Origin of the sequence: Burkholderia sp. Ac-20365 (genome assembly GCF_017104715.1) — a bacterium.
GTDB lineage: Bacteria > Pseudomonadota > Gammaproteobacteria > Burkholderiales > Burkholderiaceae > Paraburkholderia.
The window spans coordinates 300,233-319,304 of the sequence record NZ_JAAGPI010000002.1; the positions used below are offsets into that span (position 1 = coordinate 300,233).

At 63.2% G+C, this 19,072-nt stretch carries 19 protein-coding genes; 15 read left to right on the plus strand and 4 right to left on the minus strand.

What is annotated here, in order from left to right; translation table 11 throughout:
* Positions 1-301: 301 nt before the first annotated feature.
* Both G3O01_RS04655 and rfaE2 read left to right on the plus strand, forming a co-directional pair.
* On the plus strand, positions 302-1,177 hold the full coding sequence (locus tag G3O01_RS04655; protein ID WP_205803363.1) for a ferritin-like domain-containing protein: 876 nt from the start codon (positions 302-304) through the stop codon (positions 1,175-1,177).
* 167 nt (positions 1,178-1,344) lie between these two features.
* Positions 1,345-1,827, plus strand: a complete 483-nt coding sequence (rfaE2, locus tag G3O01_RS04660) for a D-glycero-beta-D-manno-heptose 1-phosphate adenylyltransferase (protein WP_205803364.1) — start codon at positions 1,345-1,347, stop codon at positions 1,825-1,827.
* A gap of 854 nt (positions 1,828-2,681) precedes the next feature.
* Here rfaE2 and G3O01_RS45115 read toward each other — a convergent pair.
* The 3 genes from G3O01_RS45115 to G3O01_RS04675 are packed head-to-tail and all read right to left on the minus strand — an operon-like array spanning position 2,682 to position 4,736.
* Positions 2,682-2,921 carry a hypothetical protein gene (locus G3O01_RS45115; protein WP_241023654.1) on the minus strand — a complete coding sequence of 80 codons (240 nt, stop codon included), beginning with the start codon at positions 2,919-2,921 and terminating at the stop codon, positions 2,682-2,684.
* A 40-nt stretch (positions 2,922-2,961) separates the two neighbouring features.
* The gene (locus G3O01_RS04670; RefSeq protein WP_205803366.1) at positions 2,962-3,834 is read right to left on the minus strand and encodes a type III pantothenate kinase; all 873 of its coding nucleotides are present in this window, start codon (positions 3,832-3,834) and stop codon (positions 2,962-2,964) included.
* Positions 3,831-4,736, minus strand: a complete 906-nt coding sequence (locus G3O01_RS04675) for a biotin--[acetyl-CoA-carboxylase] ligase (protein WP_205803367.1) — start codon at positions 4,734-4,736, stop codon at positions 3,831-3,833. Before G3O01_RS04675 ends, G3O01_RS04670 begins: the two co-directional genes overlap by 4 nt.
* 178 nt (positions 4,737-4,914) lie before the next feature.
* Between G3O01_RS04675 and G3O01_RS04680 the strand changes: the two genes are divergently transcribed.
* The 9 genes from G3O01_RS04680 to G3O01_RS04720 all read left to right on the plus strand — a co-directional run bounded on the left by G3O01_RS04680 (position 4,915) and on the right by G3O01_RS04720 (position 13,011).
* Positions 4,915-6,054, plus strand: coding sequence for an ABC transporter permease (locus G3O01_RS04680; RefSeq protein ID WP_205803368.1), 1,140 nt, complete (start codon positions 4,915-4,917; stop codon positions 6,052-6,054).
* Entirely contained in the window at positions 6,051-6,941 is an 891-nt protein-coding gene (locus tag G3O01_RS04685) for an ATP-binding cassette domain-containing protein (RefSeq protein WP_205803369.1), read from the plus strand. The genes G3O01_RS04680 and G3O01_RS04685 overlap by 4 nt, the downstream gene beginning before the upstream one ends.
* A 130-nt stretch (positions 6,942-7,071) precedes the next feature.
* Positions 7,072-8,034, plus strand: coding sequence for an MlaD family protein (locus tag G3O01_RS04690; RefSeq protein WP_205803370.1), 963 nt, complete (start codon positions 7,072-7,074; stop codon positions 8,032-8,034).
* Between the two features lie 19 nt (positions 8,035-8,053).
* Positions 8,054-8,680, plus strand: coding sequence for an ABC-type transport auxiliary lipoprotein family protein (locus tag G3O01_RS04695; protein WP_205803371.1), 627 nt, complete (start codon positions 8,054-8,056; stop codon positions 8,678-8,680).
* A gap of 30 nt (positions 8,681-8,710) precedes the next feature.
* Positions 8,711-9,871 carry a VanZ family protein gene (locus G3O01_RS04700; RefSeq protein ID WP_205803372.1) on the plus strand — a complete coding sequence of 387 codons (1,161 nt, stop codon included), beginning with the start codon at positions 8,711-8,713 and terminating at the stop codon, positions 9,869-9,871.
* A 167-nt stretch (positions 9,872-10,038) separates the two neighbouring features.
* On the plus strand, positions 10,039-10,362 hold the full coding sequence (locus tag G3O01_RS04705; protein WP_205803373.1) for a ferredoxin: 324 nt from the start codon (positions 10,039-10,041) through the stop codon (positions 10,360-10,362).
* Positions 10,363-10,399: 37 nt separating this feature from the next.
* A complete protein-coding gene (locus tag G3O01_RS04710; RefSeq protein ID WP_205803374.1) occupies positions 10,400-11,044 on the plus strand; it encodes an alpha/beta hydrolase in 645 nt (214 codons plus the stop codon).
* A 377-nt stretch (positions 11,045-11,421) separates the two neighbouring features.
* Positions 11,422-12,651, plus strand: coding sequence for a D-alanyl-D-alanine carboxypeptidase family protein (locus G3O01_RS04715; protein WP_205803375.1), 1,230 nt, complete (start codon positions 11,422-11,424; stop codon positions 12,649-12,651).
* A gap of 90 nt (positions 12,652-12,741) precedes the next feature.
* Positions 12,742-13,011, plus strand: a complete 270-nt coding sequence (locus G3O01_RS04720) for a DUF493 family protein (RefSeq protein WP_012399635.1) — start codon at positions 12,742-12,744, stop codon at positions 13,009-13,011.
* A 31-nt stretch (positions 13,012-13,042) separates the two neighbouring features.
* On the opposite strand, the gene G3O01_RS04725 is transcribed toward G3O01_RS04720, so the two are convergent.
* Positions 13,043-14,062, minus strand: a complete 1,020-nt coding sequence (locus G3O01_RS04725; protein WP_205803376.1) for a transcriptional regulator GcvA — start codon at positions 14,060-14,062, stop codon at positions 13,043-13,045.
* 98 nt (positions 14,063-14,160) lie between these two features.
* Here G3O01_RS04725 and G3O01_RS04730 point away from each other — a divergent pair, with 98 nt between their 5' ends.
* The 4 genes from G3O01_RS04730 to G3O01_RS04745 all read left to right on the plus strand — a co-directional run bounded on the left by G3O01_RS04730 (position 14,161) and on the right by G3O01_RS04745 (position 19,056).
* Positions 14,161-14,487, plus strand: coding sequence for a DUF2917 domain-containing protein (locus G3O01_RS04730; RefSeq protein ID WP_205803377.1), 327 nt, complete (start codon positions 14,161-14,163; stop codon positions 14,485-14,487).
* A 73-nt stretch (positions 14,488-14,560) separates the two neighbouring features.
* Positions 14,561-15,361: a lipoyl(octanoyl) transferase LipB gene (gene lipB / locus G3O01_RS04735; protein ID WP_205803378.1), complete on the plus strand. Its 801-nt coding sequence runs from the start codon at positions 14,561-14,563 to the stop codon at positions 15,359-15,361.
* Positions 15,362-15,374: 13 nt separating this feature from the next.
* The gene (gene lipA, locus G3O01_RS04740; RefSeq protein WP_205803379.1) at positions 15,375-16,373 is read left to right on the plus strand and encodes a lipoyl synthase; all 999 of its coding nucleotides are present in this window, start codon (positions 15,375-15,377) and stop codon (positions 16,371-16,373) included.
* 1,000 nt (positions 16,374-17,373) lie between these two features.
* On the plus strand, positions 17,374-19,056 hold the full coding sequence (locus G3O01_RS04745; protein WP_205803704.1) for a Na/Pi cotransporter family protein: 1,683 nt from the start codon (positions 17,374-17,376) through the stop codon (positions 19,054-19,056).
* Positions 19,057-19,072 lie beyond the last annotated feature (16 nt).

Consider the following 19,072-nt stretch of genomic DNA (forward strand, 5'->3'; position numbering starts at 1 on the left):
GTGCCACGAGTGCCGGTGCGTCCGCCGCGGACCCAAATGCCGTCGTTCGGCAAGCTGGCACGACCTCAGGCACAGGTTCTCCCTCACCCACGGTTGGCCGCGCATGCGAGGCACGAAAATCGCGTGCGCTACACGAGCCGCAGTAGTTCTTTTGCCAAAGACTTGCGTCTTGGCAGCCGATTACCGCGTAAAATTGAATGCTGCGCTGACGACGGAGAAAGTATCCGAAAGTTCCCGTTCGTCGGCAGCAATCTAGCAACAGATAAACAGACGTCGCCTTGCGCAGAACAGGGGTGGGATCATGAACACCATGCTTTATCCGGAACTTTATAAATCGCTCGAGTCCGTTCGATGGGACATGGAAAAGGACATTCCGTGGGATAAATTCGACGCATCGCTGCTCACCGACGAGCAGGCGGCGACCATCAAGATGAACGCGATCACCGAATGGTCGGCTCTTCCCGCCACGGAAATGTTCCTGCGCGACAACCATCACGATAGCGACTTCTCCGCATTCATGAGCGTGTGGTTCTTCGAAGAGCAGAAGCATTCGCTGGTGCTGATGGAATATCTGCGCCGCTTCAGGCCGGAAATGTGCCCGACGGAAGAAGAGTTGCATGCGGTGCGCTTCGAGTTCGATCCGGCGCCGCCGCTCGAAACGCTGATGCTGCACTTTTGCGGCGAAATCCGCCTGAACCACTGGTATCGCCGTGCAGCGGAATGGCACACCGAGCCCGTCATCAAGGCGATCTACGAAACCATCTCGCGCGACGAAGCACGTCATGGCGGCGCATATCTGCGCTACATGAAGAAGGCGCTGGTTAACTTCGGCGACGGCGCACGCGCTGCATTCGCGAAGATCGGCGTGCTGATGGCCTCGGCGCGTCGCACGGAAAAGCCGCTGCACCCGACCAATCTGCACGTGAACCAGTCGCTGTTCCCGCGTGACACGATTCAATCGCGTCTACCCGATCCCGAGTGGCTCGAACGCTGGCTCGACGAGCAGATCCGCTTCGACGACGGCTGGGAAAAGAAGGTTGTCGAACGCATTCTGCATAACCTGTCGATCCTGTTCGAACGCTCGTTCACGACCGCTCAGGAACTGAACCGCTATCGCAAGGAAATCGTGACGCGCCTGCAAGCTGACCAGCAGCCTGCGCAACAGCAACCGGCCTGATAACGGCCGCGCGCCTGCCGGGCTGAACGCCCGGCGCGCCGCAGAAACATGAAACGGCCCGGCAGGTGAGAACCCGCCGGGCCGTTTTTTTGTCTCATTGCGCGCTCGTGTCTTTTATCATCGAGCCCGACGCTGCATTTCTCAATCTCGCTGAAACGATTTCTCTCATGGCCGCTATCTTCGAACGCAAGCTCATGACACGCGACGCACTCGCGCAACTTCGCCCGTCGCTGAAGGGCCCTGTGGTCTTCACGAACGGCGTGTTCGATATCCTGCATCGCGGGCATGTCACGTATCTCGCGGATGCGAAGGCGCTGGGCGCGACGCTGATCGTCGGCGTGAACAGCGACGCGTCGGTGCGCATGCTGGGCAAGGGCGACGACCGGCCGATCAACAACGAAGCGGATCGCATGGCGTTGCTAGCGGCGCTGGAGAGCGTGGACTATGTGGTGCGTTTCGAAGAGCAGACGCCTGTCGCGCTGATCGAGGCGCTGCGTCCGGATGTGCTGGTGAAGGGCGGGGACTACGACATGGACAAGCTGCCGGAATCCGCGCTCGTGCGAGGGTGGGGTGGCAAGGCGCTGGCGATTGCGTTCGAGCATGATCGTTCGACGACAGCGTTGTTGAAGAAGGTTCGCGCTCAGGGTTAGTGGTTTTGGTTTGGTTTTGGTTTTGGTTTTTGGTTTTTGGTTTGTCTTGCGACGCTTGGGTGGTTTGCTTTTGGTTTCGCTGGCATCCGCGTGATGTTTTCGTTGTTCACGCGTTGCCCCTGTGCGGGGCGGCACCTACTTTTCTTTGCCGCGGCAAAGAAAAGTAGGCAAAAGAAAGCCGCTGAACACCGCCAGTTCTTGTAATTGCCCACGGGCCCCCAACGGCCCCGTCCTGTCTGCGGCAGCGCTCTTCTCGATGCCCGCTGCCAACGCTTCGGCTAGGCGCCTCACCTGCCCGACACTCCCGCGTCGCCGCATGCGCGATCAAATCTCCCACGTTCTATAGCGGCAAACTGTGTGTAGGCTGTCGCAGCGTATGCGCTTCACTCCGGACTGAAAAACCCGATCGGTGTCGTAAGAGCGCTGAGGTGTGGAGCACTGCGACCTACACACAGTTTGCCACCTGGGCGGCCGTAACCAATCGCTGCCGTTCGCTGCGCTACGGGTGATTGAAGTGGGTGAGGCGCCTGTTCGAAGCGCTGGCAACGGGCATTGAAAGGCAGAACGCCGATTAAGGCGGAGGAACTGTTGGGGGCCCTCAGGCGGTGGTCAGGAGCGGGTGGTGTTAGCCCGCTTTCTTTGCTTACTTTCTTTGCGGCGGCAAAGAAAGTAAGTGCCGCCCCGCACAGGGGCAACGCTTGAACATCGAAAGCATCACGCGGATGCCAGCGAAAGCCCACAAAAAACCAAACAAAGCGTCGCGAAGACAGATCAAAGGCGAATGCCGCCCCGCGGATGCCATCAAAAACAAAAGCAAACCGCAAACAGCAGACGCCCCGTCGATAAAAAAAACCTTATTGCGACAAGGCGGAAGCCGCAATCGGCGCAACCGGCGCGGGCCCGCCGACCACGGCAAGATCGGCAGCATCAGCGGCCGACATCGGCTGCACGCGCAGCTGTTCCGGCCGAACCTGCCGGTTCAGGTGATTCGGCTCGCGCGGCCCGGCGGCCGGCGACGGGCCAAACAGTCCGCGCATCGTGACAAAAGCGAGGATGTTGGCGAGAAAAAGCAGGGCGAGTAGCCAGCGCAGCATCGTTGAGAGTCTCCAGCTTCCTTGTTCAGTGGCCCGGCGTTCAGGCCGAACGGGCGTTCGTCGGCGGATTCGCCGAGCCCTGCACAGCTATCAGCGCAAGTCCCGCCAGTACCAGCGAATCGTGACGCGTGTACGGCACGCTCAGCGCCTGCACCAGTTCACCCGCTGCGCCGCCGCTCACGACGAGCCGCACGGGCACTTTCCATTCGTCCTGCAAATCGCGCCACATCCGCTCGATCAACCCGACCTGCGCCAGCGCACATCCCGACGACAACGAACGCGGCGTATCGGTCGCGAACCACGTGGCGCGTCCGGCAGCGCCTGCAGGGTTCGCACCGGTGGCATCGCCGTCGAGCAGGCCGCGCGCGGCCGTTGCAGTCAGCGTCGGCAGTTGCGCGGTGTGCTCGCCGAGCGAGCGCATCATCAGCGACCAGCCCGGCGCGATCAATCCGCCGACGAACACGCCGTCGGCCGTCAACGCTTCGAGCGTCGTCGCCGTGCCGAAGGTCGCGATCAGCAGCGGCTCGCCCGGAAAGGCAGCCCGCGCGCCGATCATTCCCGCCCAGCGATCGCTGCCGAGCTGCGTCGGCGTCGTGTAGGAATTCGTGACGCCGCACTGCTGCGCAGCCGAGCGGATCGTCGTGCGCGCAAGTCCGGGCCAATGCCTGTCGATGAACGCATCGATCCGACGTGCCGCCGCGTCCCCAGCAACATTCGATAACCATGCCGAACCAGGCGCAGGCAATGCCGACCAGTCCGGTTCGTGCCTTGATTGCAATGGATCGCCGGTTCCCTTTACCAGTTGACCACCGTGAGAAAACGCGCCTGAGTGCGTTTGTGTACCATCAGCCTGAATTAGCGCCCACTTGACGCGGCTATTGCCCGCGTCGATCAGCAGATACGGCGCGCTCATGCAGCGCCGCTTCCTTCGTCCGCGAGACGCAGCGACACGTCGCCCGTCGCGATCGATTGCCGGCCGGACGGTGTGTCGAGCAGCAGCTGGCCGAGATCGTCGACGCCCGCCGCCACGCCGCGTGCGATCTCCACGCCCTGCTCGAACAGCACGACATCACGTCCCGCGTACGCATGACAGCCGTTCCAGCGTTGGCGGAACGACGCGAAGCCCTCCGCGCCGAAGCGCTGCAATGCCGGCTCTAGCGCGTTCAGTTCGGCGGCGAGGGTATCGGTGAGATTCGCATTCGGCAGCGCGCGCGACAGCGCGGTCGGCGCGGCGCCGCGCGCCTGCGCAGGCACGTTGGCGTTGAGCGCACCCACCTTCGCGGCGAGTTCGTCCGCGCCCTTCACATTGGTGCCGATGCCGATGACGACAGCGCTCGCATCCGCCGTGCTCCATGCCGTTTCGATCAGGATGCCGGCCAGCTTGTCGCCTTCGAGCAGCACGTCGTTCGGCCATTTCAGCGCGATCTGGCCGGGCCCCGCCACAGGCAGCGAGCGCAGCCCGTCGACCAGCGCGACGCCGACGGCAAGACTGAGCCCCGCGAGGCCTTCCAGCGGCCGCGGCAGCACGCAGGCCACCGAGAACAGCAGCGCATTGCCCGGTTCCGCGTACCAAGGGCGCCCGCGCCGGCCGCGTCCCGCCGTCTGAAGATAGGCGACGCGCACGATCGGCCGCGCCAGCGCGTCGCGCTCGCGTGGCAGCGCTTTCACGCGCGCCATCAGGTCGGCGTTGGTCGAGCCCGTCTCTTCGACGATTTCGATCGGCCAGTCATGCGCAGCCGGGCCAAACAGCGCTACCGCGCGTTCCCGGTCGATGCGCCAGTCGCCCGAAGGGCTGGGAGAGAGTGGGGTATTCATGAAGCGTATTTTAGCCACTGCGCCCGCAATCGTGATCGATAGATGGGATCGCCGCGCGTTCCGTGCGTCCGCGCGCATGGCCTGTGCGGCAAGGCGCTCAGCCAGGCATCCCACCAGGGCCCAATATCGGGCGCTTCGTTACAATGCCCGTTAATCCGATAACCACATTCTGCGATCCTTGAACTACGACACTCCTCCCGGCCTCGAAGTCGCGGCAGGCAGCAAGGGCAAGATCGTGCGCCTGTCCGGCCAGTGGACGGCGCTCGCGCTGGCGCGCGACCGCCTGCACGGACAGGCGCTGCCGCGTCTGCGTGAACTGATCGAAAGCCGTGCGCAGGTGGCGCAATGGGATCTGTCGCGAATCGAGCGGATGGACCACGTGGGCGGCCAGGCGCTGTGGCGCGTCTGGGGCTACAAGCTGCCCGCCGATCTGGTCGCGCTCAACGCCACACAACGCGACATCTTCGACCGCATCGCGCTGCTCGATACCGCACGCGAGAACCCGGAGCCCGTGCATCGCTTCGATCCGTTCACGAACCTCGGACTCGGCATCTTCGCGTTCTTCGAGCATCTGTATGGCGGCGTCGCGATGTTCGGCCGCGTGATCCTCGATCTGCTGTCGATCGCGCGCAATCCCAAGCTCGCGCCATGGAAGGAGATTTCCGCGAACGTCTACAGCGCGGGGACGCAGGCGCTGCCGATCACCGCGCTGGTCGCGTTCCTGATCGGCATCGTGCTGAGCTATCTGTCCGCGCAGCAGTTGCGGCTTTTCGGCGCGAACCAGTTCATTGTGAATATTCTGGGGATGTCGGTGCTGCGCGAGCTCGGGCCCGTGCTGTCGGCGATTCTCGTCGCGGGGCGCTCGGGCTCGGCGATCACCGCGCAGATCGGTGTGATGCGCGTCACGGAAGAACTCGACGCCATGCGCGTGATGGGCATTCCGCACGGCCTGCGGCTGATCCTGCCGCGCGTGCTGGCGCTGTCCCTTGCGATGCCGCTGCTGGTGATGTGGACCAACATCGTCTCGCTGATCGGCGGCGCGCTGGCCGCCAAGCTGGTGCTGCAGATCGACATGTCGTACTTCGCGCGCGCGTTGCCGACCGTCGTGCCCGTCGCCAATCTGTGGATCGGCCTCGGCAAAGGCATGGTGTTCGGCATGCTGATCGCGATCGTCGGCTGTCACTTCGGCTTTCGCATCAAGGCGAATTCGCAGAGTTTGGGCGAAGGCACGACGACGTCGGTCGTCACGTCGATCACCGTCGTGATTCTCGCGGACGCCGTGTTCGCGATTCTCTTTCAGAACGTGGGGCTGTCATGATCGCGCCGCTCACCACCGCCGTAATGGATCAACCGCTGCCGGCAATCGCGGAAACCGTGATCGAGGTGCGCAACCTGACCAAACGCTATGGCCGCAACATCGTCCATCAGCATCTGGATTTCGACGTGCGGCGCGGCGAGATCGTGTCGATCGTCGGCGGCTCGGGGTCGGGCAAGACCACGCTGATGCGGCAGATTCTCGGGCTCGAACGGCCAACGTCGGGCAGCATCAAGGTGTTCGGCGAGGACATGGCCACGCTCGACAAGGACGAAGCGCGGCTGATGCGAGTGCGCTCGGGCATGCTGTTCCAGCAGGGCGCGCTGTTTTCGTCGCTGTCGGTGTTCGACAACATCGCGCAGCCGCTGCGCGAACTCGGCAAGGTACCCGACGACCTGCTGCGCGACATCGTGATGCTGAAGCTCGAAATGGTCGGGCTGCCGTGCAAGCACGCGTCGAAGATGCCGGCGGCGCTGTCGGGCGGGATGATCAAGCGCGTGGGCATCGCGCGCGCGATCGCGCTGGAGCCGGAACTGCTGTTTCTCGACGAACCGACGGCCGGCCTCGATCCGCAGGCCTCCGACGAATTCGTCGAACTGATCAGCGCGTTGCATCGCGCGCTCGGTTTGACCGTGGTGATGGTGACGCATGACCTCGATACGATGGTCGCGCTGTCGACGCGCGTTGCCGTGATCGCGGATCGCAAGGTGATCGTCGCGGCGCCTGTCGAGGAAGTGGCGGGCTTCGATCACCCGTTCATCCACGAGTATTTTCTCGGGCTGCGTGGGCGCCTCGCGTTGCAGGGGCTGTCGCCGGAGCGGCGCGCGAAGCTGCCGCCCGAAGCGCTCGAGCCCGCGTCGGAAGCGATTCCACTACGGACCGCGTTATGAACGCCGAAGCCGCCAGCAGCCTGCACGATCGCCGTGATGCACGCCGGATAAGCGCTATCGCCGCAAATCGGGCCGCATATGAGGCTGTGAAACTGGCTGCGAACCAGGCCGCGAACCAGGGAACCTGACAATGGAAAACAAATCACACGCCTTCTGGGCCGGGCTCTTCACCGTCGTGATGGTGGTCGCGATTGCCGTGGCAGCGTTTCTGTTCAACGTCGACCGGTCGGTCCGCATACCTTTCGATCTGATTGCGCGCACCAATGTCACAGGCCTGTACCCGGATGCTGCGGTACGATATCGCGGCCTCGACGTCGGCAAAGTGCAGTCAATCAAGTTCGATCGTTCGCATCCGGGGCAGATTCTGATCCGCATTCTCGTCGACAAAAACGCGCCGATCACGCATTCGACCTTCGGCACGCTTGGGCTGCAGGGCGTCACGGGTCTCGCGTTCATCCAGCTCGACGATACGGGGAAGGATCTCTCGCCGCTGACGTCATCGGCGAAGGACGTCGCGCAGCTGCCGATGCGCCCCGGCCTGTTCGACCAGTTGCAGGCGCGCGGCGACGTGCTGCTGCGGCAGATCGAAAAAACGGTGCGCGATGTCGACCTGCTGCTGTCGCCGGAAATGCGCGATCAGCTGATGGCGACCGCGGCGAGCCTGCAGCACGCCGCTGACGGCGTCACGACGCTCACCGCGCAAATGGGGCCGGCTGTCGGCAAGCTGCCGAACACGCTCAATCAGCTGGATCAGACCCTGGCGTCGACGAACCGGATGATCACGAGCCTGAACCGTCCGGACGGTCCGCTCAACGGCACGCTCAACAAGGTCGGCACGGCCGCGCAACAGGCGGGCGACGCGCTGACGGCGATGAACTCGACGCTGCAGGACATTTCGGCGCGTGTAGGCTACGACACGCTGCCGCGCGTGAATTCGCTGGCGGAAGACGTGCGCTCGGCTGTGCGTGCCGTCGATCGCGCCGCGAACACCTTCGACGAGGCGCCCAACAGCGTGCTGTTCGGCGCGCCGCGCGCCGCGCCCGGCCCCGGCGAGCCGGGCTTCGTGTGGCCCGCGGGCCACGCGGCCAAATGAATTTCAAAGGAAACCAGGTATGCCACATTCGATCAACCGTCTCTTTTTCACACGCGCTCTGTTCGCGGCGGTGCTGCTAACGCTAGGCGCGCTGGCAGGCTGTGCGGGCAATCCGTCCGCGCTGTCCGACATCCGCTATGACCTCGGCCCGGCGCCGCTGCCGGCCAGCACGGGCACGATGCCCGCGATCAAGGTGCTCGAAGTCACCGCGCCGACCACGCTCGATTCCGACAAGCTGATCTATCGGCTTACCTATTCGGACTCGCAGCAAACCGCTTCGTACGCGAACAGCCACTGGACGATGCCGCCCGCGCAACTCGTCACGCAGCGACTGCGTAATGCGCTGTCGTCGCGCGGCACCGTGCTGACGGGCGGCGACGGCGTGCGCGCGCCCGTGCTGAAAGTCGATCTCGACGAGTTCGAGCAGGATTTCGACGGCCAGTCCGAAAGTCACGGTTCGGTGACGGCGCGCACCACGCTGTTCGTCGACGGCAAGGTGGTCGGGCAGCGCACCTTCATGGCGCGTGCACCCGCGAGTTCCGCCGACGCCTCCGGCGGCGCGCGTGCGATCGCCGCTGCCACCGACGACCTCGTCGCGCAGATCTCCGCGTGGCTCGGCGTGCAGGCGCTCGTCGCGCAACAATGACGGGACGCCGCGCAGCAGAGGGAGCGCTGGATGGCTGACAAGCCGTGGCAGCGGCGGCCGTCGGCGTTTGCGAGGCAGGCGCTGGTGCTGTATGCGGCGCTGATCGTCTATGGGTCGTGGTATCCGTTCTATGGCTGGCGTTCGCTCGGTATCGGTCCGCTCGACTATCTGTTCGATCCTTTCCCGCAGTATCTGACGGCGTTCGATGTCGTCACCAACGTGCTCGGCTACATGCCGTTCGGCGCGCTCGTCGTGCTGGCCGTCTATCCGCGCTGGCGCGGCGCGATTGCAGTGGCGTTCGCGTTCGGGCTCGGCACGCTGCTCTCGGGCGTGATGGAAGCTGTGCAAACGTATCTGCCGACGCGCGTCGCGTCGAATCTCGATCTCGCGGCGAACGCGCTGGGCGCGCTGCTCGGCGCGACGCTGATGTCACCGTTGACAGGCGCGCTGCTCGATCGCGGCATGCTGCGCCGGATGCGGTTTCTCTGGTTCGAGCGCGACAGCACGGCGGTGATCGGTCTCGCGGGCCTGTGGCCATTCGCGACGATGTATCCGGCGCCGCTGCTGCTCGGCCTCGGCTCGTGGCCGCGTGAATTGTGGCTGCGTTCCGATTCGACGATGCAGGACGCGCTGCTCGCCTGGGCGCCCGCGGCGTGGCACGTATCCGCGTGGCCCGCGTTGGTCGCTGCGTGGATGCCGGATGACGCGTGGGAAGCCATCATCACCGCGCTCAATCTGCTGGCGGCGGGCGCGCTAGCGTCTCTGCCGATGCGCGATCGCGCGCCGCGCGTGCGCCTTCTGATTGCGTTTGTGGTGGCGACACTCGTCGTGAAAGCGGGCGCGACATTCCTGCAGTCGCAATCGGGCCTCGCGTTCAACTGGGCGACGCCGGGCGCGCTGATCGGCCTCGCGAGCGGCTTTGTCGCGATGCTGCTGGCGCTGAAGCTGCCGCGTGGGTCGCGCGCCGCGCTTGCTGCGATGGCGCTGGTCGTGTCGCTGGTGTTCGTCAATCTGCTGCCGGTGAATCCGTATTTCGACGTCGTGCTCGCCGACTGGCGGCAAGGACGCTATCTGCATTTCAACGGCCTCGCGCGCTGGCTCGCGTGGATGTGGCCGTATGCGGCGCTCGTGTGGGTCGGGTTGTCGGCGGAACGCGCATTGCTGGCGAAGCGGCGCGGGCCGCGCGCGTGACCGCACGTGTGATATTTCCGGGTGAAGCCGGCGCTGCCCGTGGCGACCTGCGATGTTCGATCCCCGTCGTTATAATCGACGGAACCTCTTATCCCTGCTTCCGGCGGGCCGCGCGATGCATGCCATATGTGCCGCGGTCCGGTCACGGACCCCACACGTCAGCCATCATGGATTCCTTCTTCAAGCATCACGTCTTTTTCTGCCTGAACCAGCGCGAGCCGGGTGCGTCGCGTCCAAGCTGCGCGAACTGCAATGCGCAGGAAATGCAGGAATACGCGAAAAAACGCGTGAAAGAGCTTGGCCTCGCAGGTCCGGGCCAGGTGCGCATCAACAAGTCGGGGTGTCTGGACCGGTGCGAGGAAGGGCCGACCATCGTCGTGTATCCGGAAGGCGTCTGGTACACGTACGTCGACAAGAGCGATATCGACGAAATCGTCGATTCGCATCTTGCTAACGGCAAGATCGTCGAGCGTCTGCTGATCGACCGCTAACCTCCGGCAAATCACTCGCGTCACGCTCCCACACAAGATGAACGTACATACGAAGAAGTATCTGATCGACGGCCCGGTCGGCAAGATCGAAGTCGCCGTCGATGTGCCCGACGCCAGCCGCGACGGCAGCGCCGCGCCGCGCGGCATTGCGCTGGTTGCGCATCCGCATCCGCTTTTTGGCGGCACGATGGACAACAAGGTCGCGCAGACGCTCGCGCGCACGCTGGTCCAGTTGAACTACGTCACGTATCGCACGAATTTTCGCGGCGTCGGCGAGACGCAGGGCACGCATGATGCCGGCATCGGCGAGCGCGACGATCTGCGCGCGGTGATCGACCATATGCGCGAACAGCCCGGCCACGCCGATCTCCCGCTCGTGCTCGCGGGCTTTTCGTTCGGCACGTTCGTGCTGTCGCATGTCGCCGCGCGGCTGCGCGAAGAAGGGCGGGCTATCGAGCGGATGGTGTTCGTCGGCACGGCGGCGAGCCGCTGGGAAGTCGCGCCCGTGCCGGAAAATACACTCGTCGTTCACGGCGAAATCGACGATACCGTGCCGATCCAGTCGGTTTTCGACTGGGCGACGCCGCAGGAACTGCCCGTTGTCGTGATTCCCGGCGCCGAGCATTTTTTGCATCGCAAGCTGCATATTCTCAAGCGCATCATCGTCGACGCGTGGCGCTGATCGCGCGTCGATCGTGCATCGCGAAAACATGAGCGGCCGGGTGCCGCTCATGTTGTAAAAACCCACGAAAAATGCGGTAAAACTCAATGACGTACGGCAAATTGTCAGGCGGCCGTGCGTATAATGAGCGCTCTTTTTTTGGGCGCAGCATTGCCCGTCTGGTGGATCGAATCGCCTCGCTCGTGAGTTCACGGCAGCGTATTCGGCGCGAGATGCGAGGCGCGCTGCGCGAACCGACCGCGTGACAGACAGTCTGACAAGCAGTCAAAACGACGCCGCATCATTCGTGCGCGGCGGCGCCTGCCAGTCCGGCCACACGCGAACCATCTGAACTGCGCTTTCTGTGCGCACCAGCCCATTTCTCCCGAATCGACCCTATGCGCTTTTCGAATCCCGGCTCCGTCAGCCTTTCCAGCCTTGCTTCCTTTGTTCCGCAATCCGTCGCCAGCAAACTGGCGCTGGGTCTCGCGCTGCCCGCTGCGCTCGTCGCCAGCACGGCGTTCGCGCAGGTGCCGCCGCCGGGCGTGAACGCGCGCTCGTGGGTGCTCGTCGACGCAACCAGCAACCAGGTGCTCGCGTCGGGCAACCCGGATGAGCGCGTCGAGCCCGCATCGCTGACCAAGCTGATGACGGCATACCTCACGTTCGAGGCGCTGCAGACGAAGAAAATCACGATGGACCAGTCGATCAATCCGAGCGAGGCCGTGCGCCGCGTGAAGAACGACGAATCGCGCATGTTCATCGAGGCGAACAAGCCGGTCACGGTGCACGATCTCGTCTACGGGATGATCATCCAGTCGGGCAACGACGCAGCGATCGCGCTGGCGGAACTGGTCGGCGGCAGCGAGTCGCAGTTCGTCAACATGATGAACACGGAAGCGCAAAAGCTCGGCATGAAGAACACGCACTTCGCCGACGTGAACGGCATGCCCGACCCGCAGCACTACACGACGGCGGGCGACCTCGCCATCCTGTCGGCGCGCCTGATCCGCGACTTCCCTGACTACTACAACATCTTTTCGGTCAAGGAATTCACGTATAACAAGATCAAGCAGCCGAACCGCAACCGTCTGCTGTGGATCGACCCGACCGTCGACGGCCTGAAGACGGGCCACACGCAAGCGGCTGGCTACTGTCTGATCGCGAGCGCGAAGCGTCCGCTGCCAGGCGTGCCGGATGCGTCGCGCCGTCTGGTGACGGTGATGATGGGCGAGCAGAAGGAGCACGACCGCGTGCAGGACAGCCTGAAGATGCTGAACTACGGCTATTCCGCGTACGACGCGGTGCGCCTGTACAAGGCGAATCAGGTGGTCGAAACGCCGCGCGTCTACAAGGGCTCGCAGGACACGGTCAAGCTCGGCGTGAAGACGGATCAATACATCACGCTGCCGAAGGGCATGGCCGACAAGGTGAAGCCGCAGGTCGAACACGCCGATCCGCTGATCGCGCCGATCACGGAAGGCCAGCAGGTCGGCACGGTGAAGTTCGTCGCCGATGGCAAGACGCTCGCGCAGGTGCCGCTGGTCGCGCTGCAGGCTGTGCCGCAGGCGGGCATCGTCGGCCGCGTGTGGGATTCGATGATGCTGATGTTCAACAAGAAGAAGTAAGCCGGCAACAGCTAGAAAAACCTGCGGCTTGCTTTTTCGCCGCGCGCAATCATATAGGGTGATTGCGTGCGGTGAATGAAGGAGCCGAGGATGAGTCCCGTGAACGAATCATTGATAGATTTTCCGTGTGATTTCCCCATCAAGGTGATGGGCAAGTCGCATCCGGATTTCCAGACGACCATCGTCGAAGTGATCCGCCAGTTCGACGGCGGTTTCGACGCGGAACGTGTCGAAGTGCGGCCGTCGAGCGGCGGTAATTACACCGGTTTGACGGTGACGGTGCGTGCGCTGAACCGGGAGCATCTGGATGATATTTACCGGGCGTTGACCGGGCATCCGATGGTGAAGGTTGTGTTGTAAGTGATGTACTGGCGAGCGGGCGGCGGTGCTTTCAGCGCCCCGTCTGCGCCGCCGGATTCCGGACATGCAACGTGTCCGGTTTTGCTTCAGTCTGCTTTTTCCCCTGCTTCGTATCCGTCACTGAGCGCTTGGCGTTTTCGGTGCACGCATTCTCGAACAGTTGCCGGAAGCGCCCGACTTCATCGAACACCCAATCGCGGAACGCTTTTACGCGTGCCGTCTGCATCAGTTGTGGCGTGCAGATGAAGTAGTACTGCCACGGGCTCGGTCCGTCGATATCGAACAACCGCACGAGCCGGCCCGCTGCGACTTCGTGCATTGCAAGCGAGCGGCGCGTCAGCGCGATGCCCTGACCATCGATAGCCGCCTGCAGCAGATTCGACGAATCCTGATACAGCACGCCGCGCTTCGGCTCGGGCCAGTCGGTCAGGCCAGCTGCGTCGAACCAGGGACGCCATAGTTCGTCGTCGGAGCGCAGCAGCGGCAGATTGGCGAGGTCAGTTGGATTTTTCGGCAGATTGCCGCCGTTGAAGGTCGGCGAGCAGGCCGGGAAGAACACCTCTTCGAGCAGCAGCTCGGAATGCAACGCCGGATAGGGACCGTTACCAAAGCGGATCGCGCAATCCACATCGTCGCGGGCGAAGTCCGTTAGCGCGTTGGTCGACAGCAGTTCGAGATCCCACTGCGGATTCGCCTCGATAAACCTGCCGATACGCGGCGTCACCCAGCGCGCCGCAAATGACGACAGCATCGACACCACTAGCCGCCGGTCGCGGTCGCCGGCCCGAATCTCGCGCGTCGCTTCCACCAGCGAGATCAACGCTGTGCGCACCTGCGCGGCATAGCGGCGGCCGACATCGGTGAGCCGCACGCGCTTGCCATCGCGGGCGAACAGCTTCACGCCCAGTTCTTCTTCGAGCGCGCGGATCTGATGGCTCACCGCGCCGTGCGTGACGTATAGCTCGTCGGCGGCACGCGAAAAGCTCTCGTGGCGGGCGGCGGCCTCGAAGGCCTTGATTGCGTTCAATGCAGGCAGTTGACGGAGGTCCATCGCAATTTTTCTCACATAAGGGTGAAAATTGATCGTTTGGCGTAAACCCTTGTCGCATATACGATTGTAGCCATGAAACGATTTTTGGCGAGGCCATCATGCGAGAAATTTCCTCTAGCATCACGTTTGAAATCGTAGCCGGTGAAACCGTCCCGATGAAGATCACCCGCAGCACGCGGCTGGCCGTTTCGGGCGGCGCAGTGTGGGTGACGCGCAGCGACGACGTCGAGGATTACTGGCTCGAGCCGGGCAAGACGCTGCGTCTGCGGCGCGGCGAGCGGCTGTGGCTGTCGGTCGAGCGCGGTACGGAAGCGCGCGTTGCGTTCCACGTGCCGACACGGCCTGAGCAGAAGGCGCTCAACTGGTTTGCGCGTGTCGGCGAGCGCTTCGGCGCGTGGCTCCGCTCGGGCTGGCGCACCGTTTGATACCGAAGATTGGCCCAAGGCAATGCCCGGATGACCGGCGAGGTGCACAGGATTTCGGTAAACTGACGCAATCATGTGTGCCACGCCGGTTTCATCGTCCCCCGATTCTTCGAATTCCAGTCAGCCCGGCGCCGTCGCGTCGGGCGCCGCTGCGTCTGATGCAGCCGCGGCGCAAGGCCCTGTCGCGCAGCCCGTGAGCGTGCGCTGGCGCGGCTCGGAAGACTATCAGACCAGCTTCGACGCGATGCGCGCGTTCACCGATTCCCGCACGCCGGAAACATCGGACGAAATCTGGCTAGTCGAACATCCTCCCGTTTTCACGCTTGGCCAGGCGGGCGATCCCGCTCACCTGCTAGCCGCCGACAGCGGTATTCCGCTGGTCAAGGTGGATCGCGGGGGCCAGATCACCTATCACGGTCCCGGTCAGGTGGTCGCCTATCTGCTGCTCGATCTGCGCCGTCGCAAGCTGATGGTGCGCGAGCTGGTGACGCGGATCGAGCAGGGCGTGATTGACACACTCGCGGCGTATAATCTCGCCGGAGAACGCAAGGCGGGCGCACCGGGCATTTATGTTTCGCCCGAGCAGCCGGATGCAGGGCTGCACGTCGGCGCGAAGATCGCCGCGCTGGGCCTGAAAATCCGTAACGGTTGCAGCTATCACGGCGTGAGTCTGAACGTGAAAATGGACCTGCAGCCGTTTCTCGCCATCAACCCGTGTGGTTACGCGGGGCTCGAAACAGTCGATATGGCGACGCTTGGCGTCGCAGCCGGCTGGGACGACGTAGCCCGAACCCTTGCAGCAAGCCTCATCGCCAACATCGACGGCATCCCCGCAGCCGTCGGCCTACCGCAGGCCGGTGCTCTCACCGCCTGACTGGAACGAACGAATGACTGACGTTACCGCGAATCCCGCAGCTTCGAGCCCCGTCAACGGCGGCGCCCAGCCTTATGACGCTACCGCCAAGCAGAAGGCGCAAGCCAAGACTGCGCGCATTCCGATCAAGATCGTTCCGATCGAAAAACTGAAGAAGCCCGACTGGATTCGCGTGAAGGCGGCGACGGGCAATTCGCGTTTCTACGAGATCAAGCAGATTCTGCGCGAGCACAACCTGCACACGGTGTGTGAGGAAGCGAGCTGCCCGAACATCGGCGAATGCTTCGGCAAGGGCACGGCTACGTTCATGATCATGGGCGACAAGTGCACGCGCCGCTGTCCGTTCTGCGACGTCGGCCACGGCCGTCCTGACCCGCTCGATCCCGAAGAGCCGCTGAACCTCGCGCGCACGATCGCCGCATTGAAGTTGAAATACGTGGTGATCACGAGCGTGGACCGTGACGATCTGCGTGATGGCGGCGCGGCGCACTTCGTCGAATGTATTGCGAAGACGCGCGAGTTGTCGCCGGAAACGCGCATTGAGATTCTGACGCCGGACTTCCGTGGCCGTCTGGATCGCGCGCTCGGCATCCTGAGCGCCGCACCGCCCGATGTGATGAACCACAACCTCGAAACGGTACCGCGTCTGTACAAGGAAGCGCGCCCGGGTTCGGACTATGCGCACTCGCTGAAGCTGCTGAAGGACTTCAAGGCGCTGCATCCGGATGTCGCGACGAAGTCGGGCCTGATGGTTGGCCTCGGCGAGACGGAAGAAGAGATCCTGCAGGTGATGCGCGATCTGCGCGAGCACAATGTCGACATGCTGACGATTGGGCAGTATCTGCAGCCGTCCGAGCATCACTTGCCCGTGCGTTCGTATGTGCACCCCGATACGTTCAAGATGTACGAGGAAGAAGCGTACAAGATGGGGTTCACGCACGCGGCTGTTGGCGCGATGGTGCGGTCGAGCTATCACGCCGATGTGCAGGCGCACGATGCAGGAGTGGTTTGAACCTCCTTCGTCGGTGGATATCTTTCTTGCTGATGCATACAGGCCCGCGCAAGCGGGCTTTTTTGTTTTTGTTTTTGCTTTTTCGCTAGCGTTCGCGTTCTGCTTTTTCGCTGGCATCCGCGATTTGCCTTCGTGCTTCACGCGTTGCCCCTGTGCGGGGCGGCACCTACTTTTCTTTGCCGCGGCAAAGAAAAGTAGGCAAAAGAAAGCCGCTGAACACCGCCAGTTCTTTGTTGTTGCCCACGGGCCCTCGACGGCCCCGTCCTGTTCCCGGCATCTCCCTTCTCGATGCCCGCTGCCAACGCTTCGAATTGGCTCATCACCCGCTTCACACTCCCGCGTCGTCGCCGGCGCGATCAAATCGCTCACGTTCTATCGCGGCAAACTGTGTGTCGGCTTTCGCGGCGTACACGCATCACTCCGGACTGAAAAGCACGATCGGTGTCGTAGAAGCGCTGACGTGTGAAGCACTACGACCTACACACAGTTTGCCACCTGGGCGGCCTTAACCATTCGCCGCCGCTGGCTGCGCTACGGGTGATTGAAGTGGGTGAGGCGATTATTCGGAGCGTTGGCAACGGGCGGGGACTGAGAAGCTGCCGTGTGAAGGAGAGGACCCGTTGGGGGCCCTCAGGCGGTGGTCAAGAACGGGCGGTGTTAGCCCGCTTTCTTTGCTTACTTTCTTTGCGGCGGCAAAGAAAGTAAGTGCCGCCCCGCACAGGGGCAACGCTTGCGCCGCGTAGGCGCTAACGCGGATGCCAGCAACAACCCAAGCAAACCAAACATATCGTCGCACAGCGAACCAAACCAGACCGCATGCCACCCCACACACGCGAAGCAAAAACCCGCACCCCAGCCCGCGCAGCCACAATCTGTTGCAAATGCCACAAAAAAACAAAACGCACAAAATTACAACAACGCAAAACTGTGCAACACTAGCCCTCAAGGGTCCGGGACCGACCGTTCCGAACGAAGGCGGATATCCTGAGTCGTCGTGCGTATGCTGATTCTGCTGAACCTGTTGTCGGGAGTCGCGTTGCTGGTATGGGGCACGCATATCGTGCGCACCGGCATTCTGCGCGTGTGGGGCGCCGATCTGCGCCGCGCGCTGGCGCGCAGCACGAATAGTCGTGCAAAGGCCTTCGCAGCAGGTGTCGGCGTCACGAGTCTCGTGCAAAGCAGCAATGCCACGGCGATGATCGTCACGTCGTTCGCGGCCCAAGGCATGCTGCCGCTGGCCAGCGGTCTCGCCATCATGCTCGGCGCGGATGTCGGCACTTCGCTGATGGCGCGCATTCTCACGCTCGATCTGTCGTGGCTCTCGCCATGTCTGATCGTCTTCGGTGTGCCGCTCTTCCTCTCCCGCAAGCAGAACCGTCTTGGTCAGGTCGGCCGCACGGCCATCGGCCTGGGGTTAATACTGCTCGCGCTCCATCTGATCGTAGAAGCCGCGCAACCGATGACACAAGGCGCCGGCGTGCGCGTGATGTTCGGCGCGCTCACGGGCGACACGATGCTCGACGCGCTGGTCGGCGCGACCTTCGCGGTTATTTCGTATTCGAGTCTCGCAGCCGTGCTGCTGACGGCGACGCTCGCATCGTCGGGTGTGATCTCGCTGAAGGTGGCGCTGTGTCTCGTGATCGGCGCCAATCTCGGTAGCGGTCTGCTCGCGTTGGCGGGCACAGTCGCGCAGAACCCGGCGGCGCGCCGTCTCGCGCTCGGCAGCCTGGCCTTCAAGCTTGCGGGCGCGTTCCTGATTCTGCCGTTCGCGCCGCTGCTCGCGCGCGGTCTGCCTGTGCTGATCAACAATCCGCGCGAGGCCGTGGTCGGTTTCCATGTGATCTACAACACGCTGCGCTGCTGTGCGTGCATGCCGCTGATCGATGCCGTCGCGCGCGTGTGCCATCGTGTGTTGCCGGATCGGCCGGATCCGAACGGTCAGCTTCGGCCGATGCATCTCGATACCGCGTCGCTTGCAACGCCTACACTCGCGCTGTCGAACGCCGCGCGTGAAGTGCTGCGCATCGGCGATATCGTGCGGGCGATGCTCGACAACGTCTCGCATCTGATCCATCACAACGATCTGGCGAGAGCGCGCGACACGATCCGCATGGATGACGACGTCGATCATCTGTATGCCGAAGTCAAAGGCTATCTCGCGCGTATTTCGCGCGAGCAGCTCGACGACGCCGACAGCCGCCGCTGGACCGACATCATCGCGCTGACTATCAACCTCGAACACGCGGGCGACATCATCGAGCGCATCGTCACCGATATCGAAGAGAAGAAGATCGCGCACCGGCTCGCGTTTTCGGAAGAAGGCCTCAATGAACTCGACGATCTGCATACGCGGCTCGTCGGTAATCTTCAGTTAGGCATGTCGGTGTTTCTGAACAACGATCTGCGCTGCGCGGAATTGCTGCTCGCCGAGAAAGAGCGCTTCCGCGATCTGGAGCGCGCGTATTCGTACAAGCATCTGGACCGGCTCGCCGGTCAGACCTTGCGCAGCGTCGAAACGAGCGCGCTGCATCTCGATGTGATCAGCGACATGAAGCGGCTCAACTCGCTGTTCTGTTCCACAGCGTATCCCGTGCTCGACGCGGCGGGCGCGCTGCACGATACGCGCTTGCGCAAGCGCATGCATGAAGCCGCACCTGTCGTGAGCGAGCATCAGCAGTCGTGACCGCGCGAGCAGGCAA

What these genes read in the sequence shown, in the direction of transcription:
- G3O01_RS04655 (WP_205803363.1), top strand. Translation starts at nt 302, where the DNA reads ATGAACACCATGCTTTATCCGGAACTTTATAAATCGCTCGAGTCCGTT.
- rfaE2 (WP_205803364.1), top strand. Translation starts at nt 1,345, where the DNA reads ATGGCCGCTATCTTCGAACGCAAGCTCATGACACGCGACGCACTCGCG.
- G3O01_RS45115 (WP_241023654.1), bottom strand. Translation starts at nt 2,921, where the DNA reads ATGCTGCGCTGGCTACTCGCCCTGCTTTTTCTCGCCAACATCCTCGCT.
- G3O01_RS04670 (WP_205803366.1), bottom strand. Translation starts at nt 3,834, where the DNA reads ATGAGCGCGCCGTATCTGCTGATCGACGCGGGCAATAGCCGCGTCAAG.
- G3O01_RS04675 (WP_205803367.1), bottom strand. Translation starts at nt 4,736, where the DNA reads ATGAATACCCCACTCTCTCCCAGCCCTTCGGGCGACTGGCGCATCGAC.
- G3O01_RS04685 (WP_205803369.1), top strand. Translation starts at nt 6,051, where the DNA reads ATGATCGCGCCGCTCACCACCGCCGTAATGGATCAACCGCTGCCGGCA.
- G3O01_RS04690 (WP_205803370.1), top strand. Translation starts at nt 7,072, where the DNA reads ATGGAAAACAAATCACACGCCTTCTGGGCCGGGCTCTTCACCGTCGTG.
- G3O01_RS04695 (WP_205803371.1), top strand. Translation starts at nt 8,054, where the DNA reads ATGCCACATTCGATCAACCGTCTCTTTTTCACACGCGCTCTGTTCGCG.
- G3O01_RS04700 (WP_205803372.1), top strand. Translation starts at nt 8,711, where the DNA reads ATGGCTGACAAGCCGTGGCAGCGGCGGCCGTCGGCGTTTGCGAGGCAG.
- G3O01_RS04705 (WP_205803373.1), top strand. Translation starts at nt 10,039, where the DNA reads ATGGATTCCTTCTTCAAGCATCACGTCTTTTTCTGCCTGAACCAGCGC.
- G3O01_RS04710 (WP_205803374.1), top strand. Translation starts at nt 10,400, where the DNA reads ATGAACGTACATACGAAGAAGTATCTGATCGACGGCCCGGTCGGCAAG.
- G3O01_RS04715 (WP_205803375.1), top strand. Translation starts at nt 11,422, where the DNA reads ATGCGCTTTTCGAATCCCGGCTCCGTCAGCCTTTCCAGCCTTGCTTCC.
- G3O01_RS04720 (WP_012399635.1), top strand. Translation starts at nt 12,742, where the DNA reads ATGAGTCCCGTGAACGAATCATTGATAGATTTTCCGTGTGATTTCCCC.
- G3O01_RS04725 (WP_205803376.1), bottom strand. Translation starts at nt 14,062, where the DNA reads ATGGACCTCCGTCAACTGCCTGCATTGAACGCAATCAAGGCCTTCGAG.
- G3O01_RS04730 (WP_205803377.1), top strand. Translation starts at nt 14,161, where the DNA reads ATGCGAGAAATTTCCTCTAGCATCACGTTTGAAATCGTAGCCGGTGAA.
- lipB (WP_205803378.1), top strand. Translation starts at nt 14,561, where the DNA reads ATGTGTGCCACGCCGGTTTCATCGTCCCCCGATTCTTCGAATTCCAGT.
- lipA (WP_205803379.1), top strand. Translation starts at nt 15,375, where the DNA reads ATGACTGACGTTACCGCGAATCCCGCAGCTTCGAGCCCCGTCAACGGC.
- G3O01_RS04745 (WP_205803704.1), top strand. Translation starts at nt 17,374, where the DNA reads ATGCTGATTCTGCTGAACCTGTTGTCGGGAGTCGCGTTGCTGGTATGG.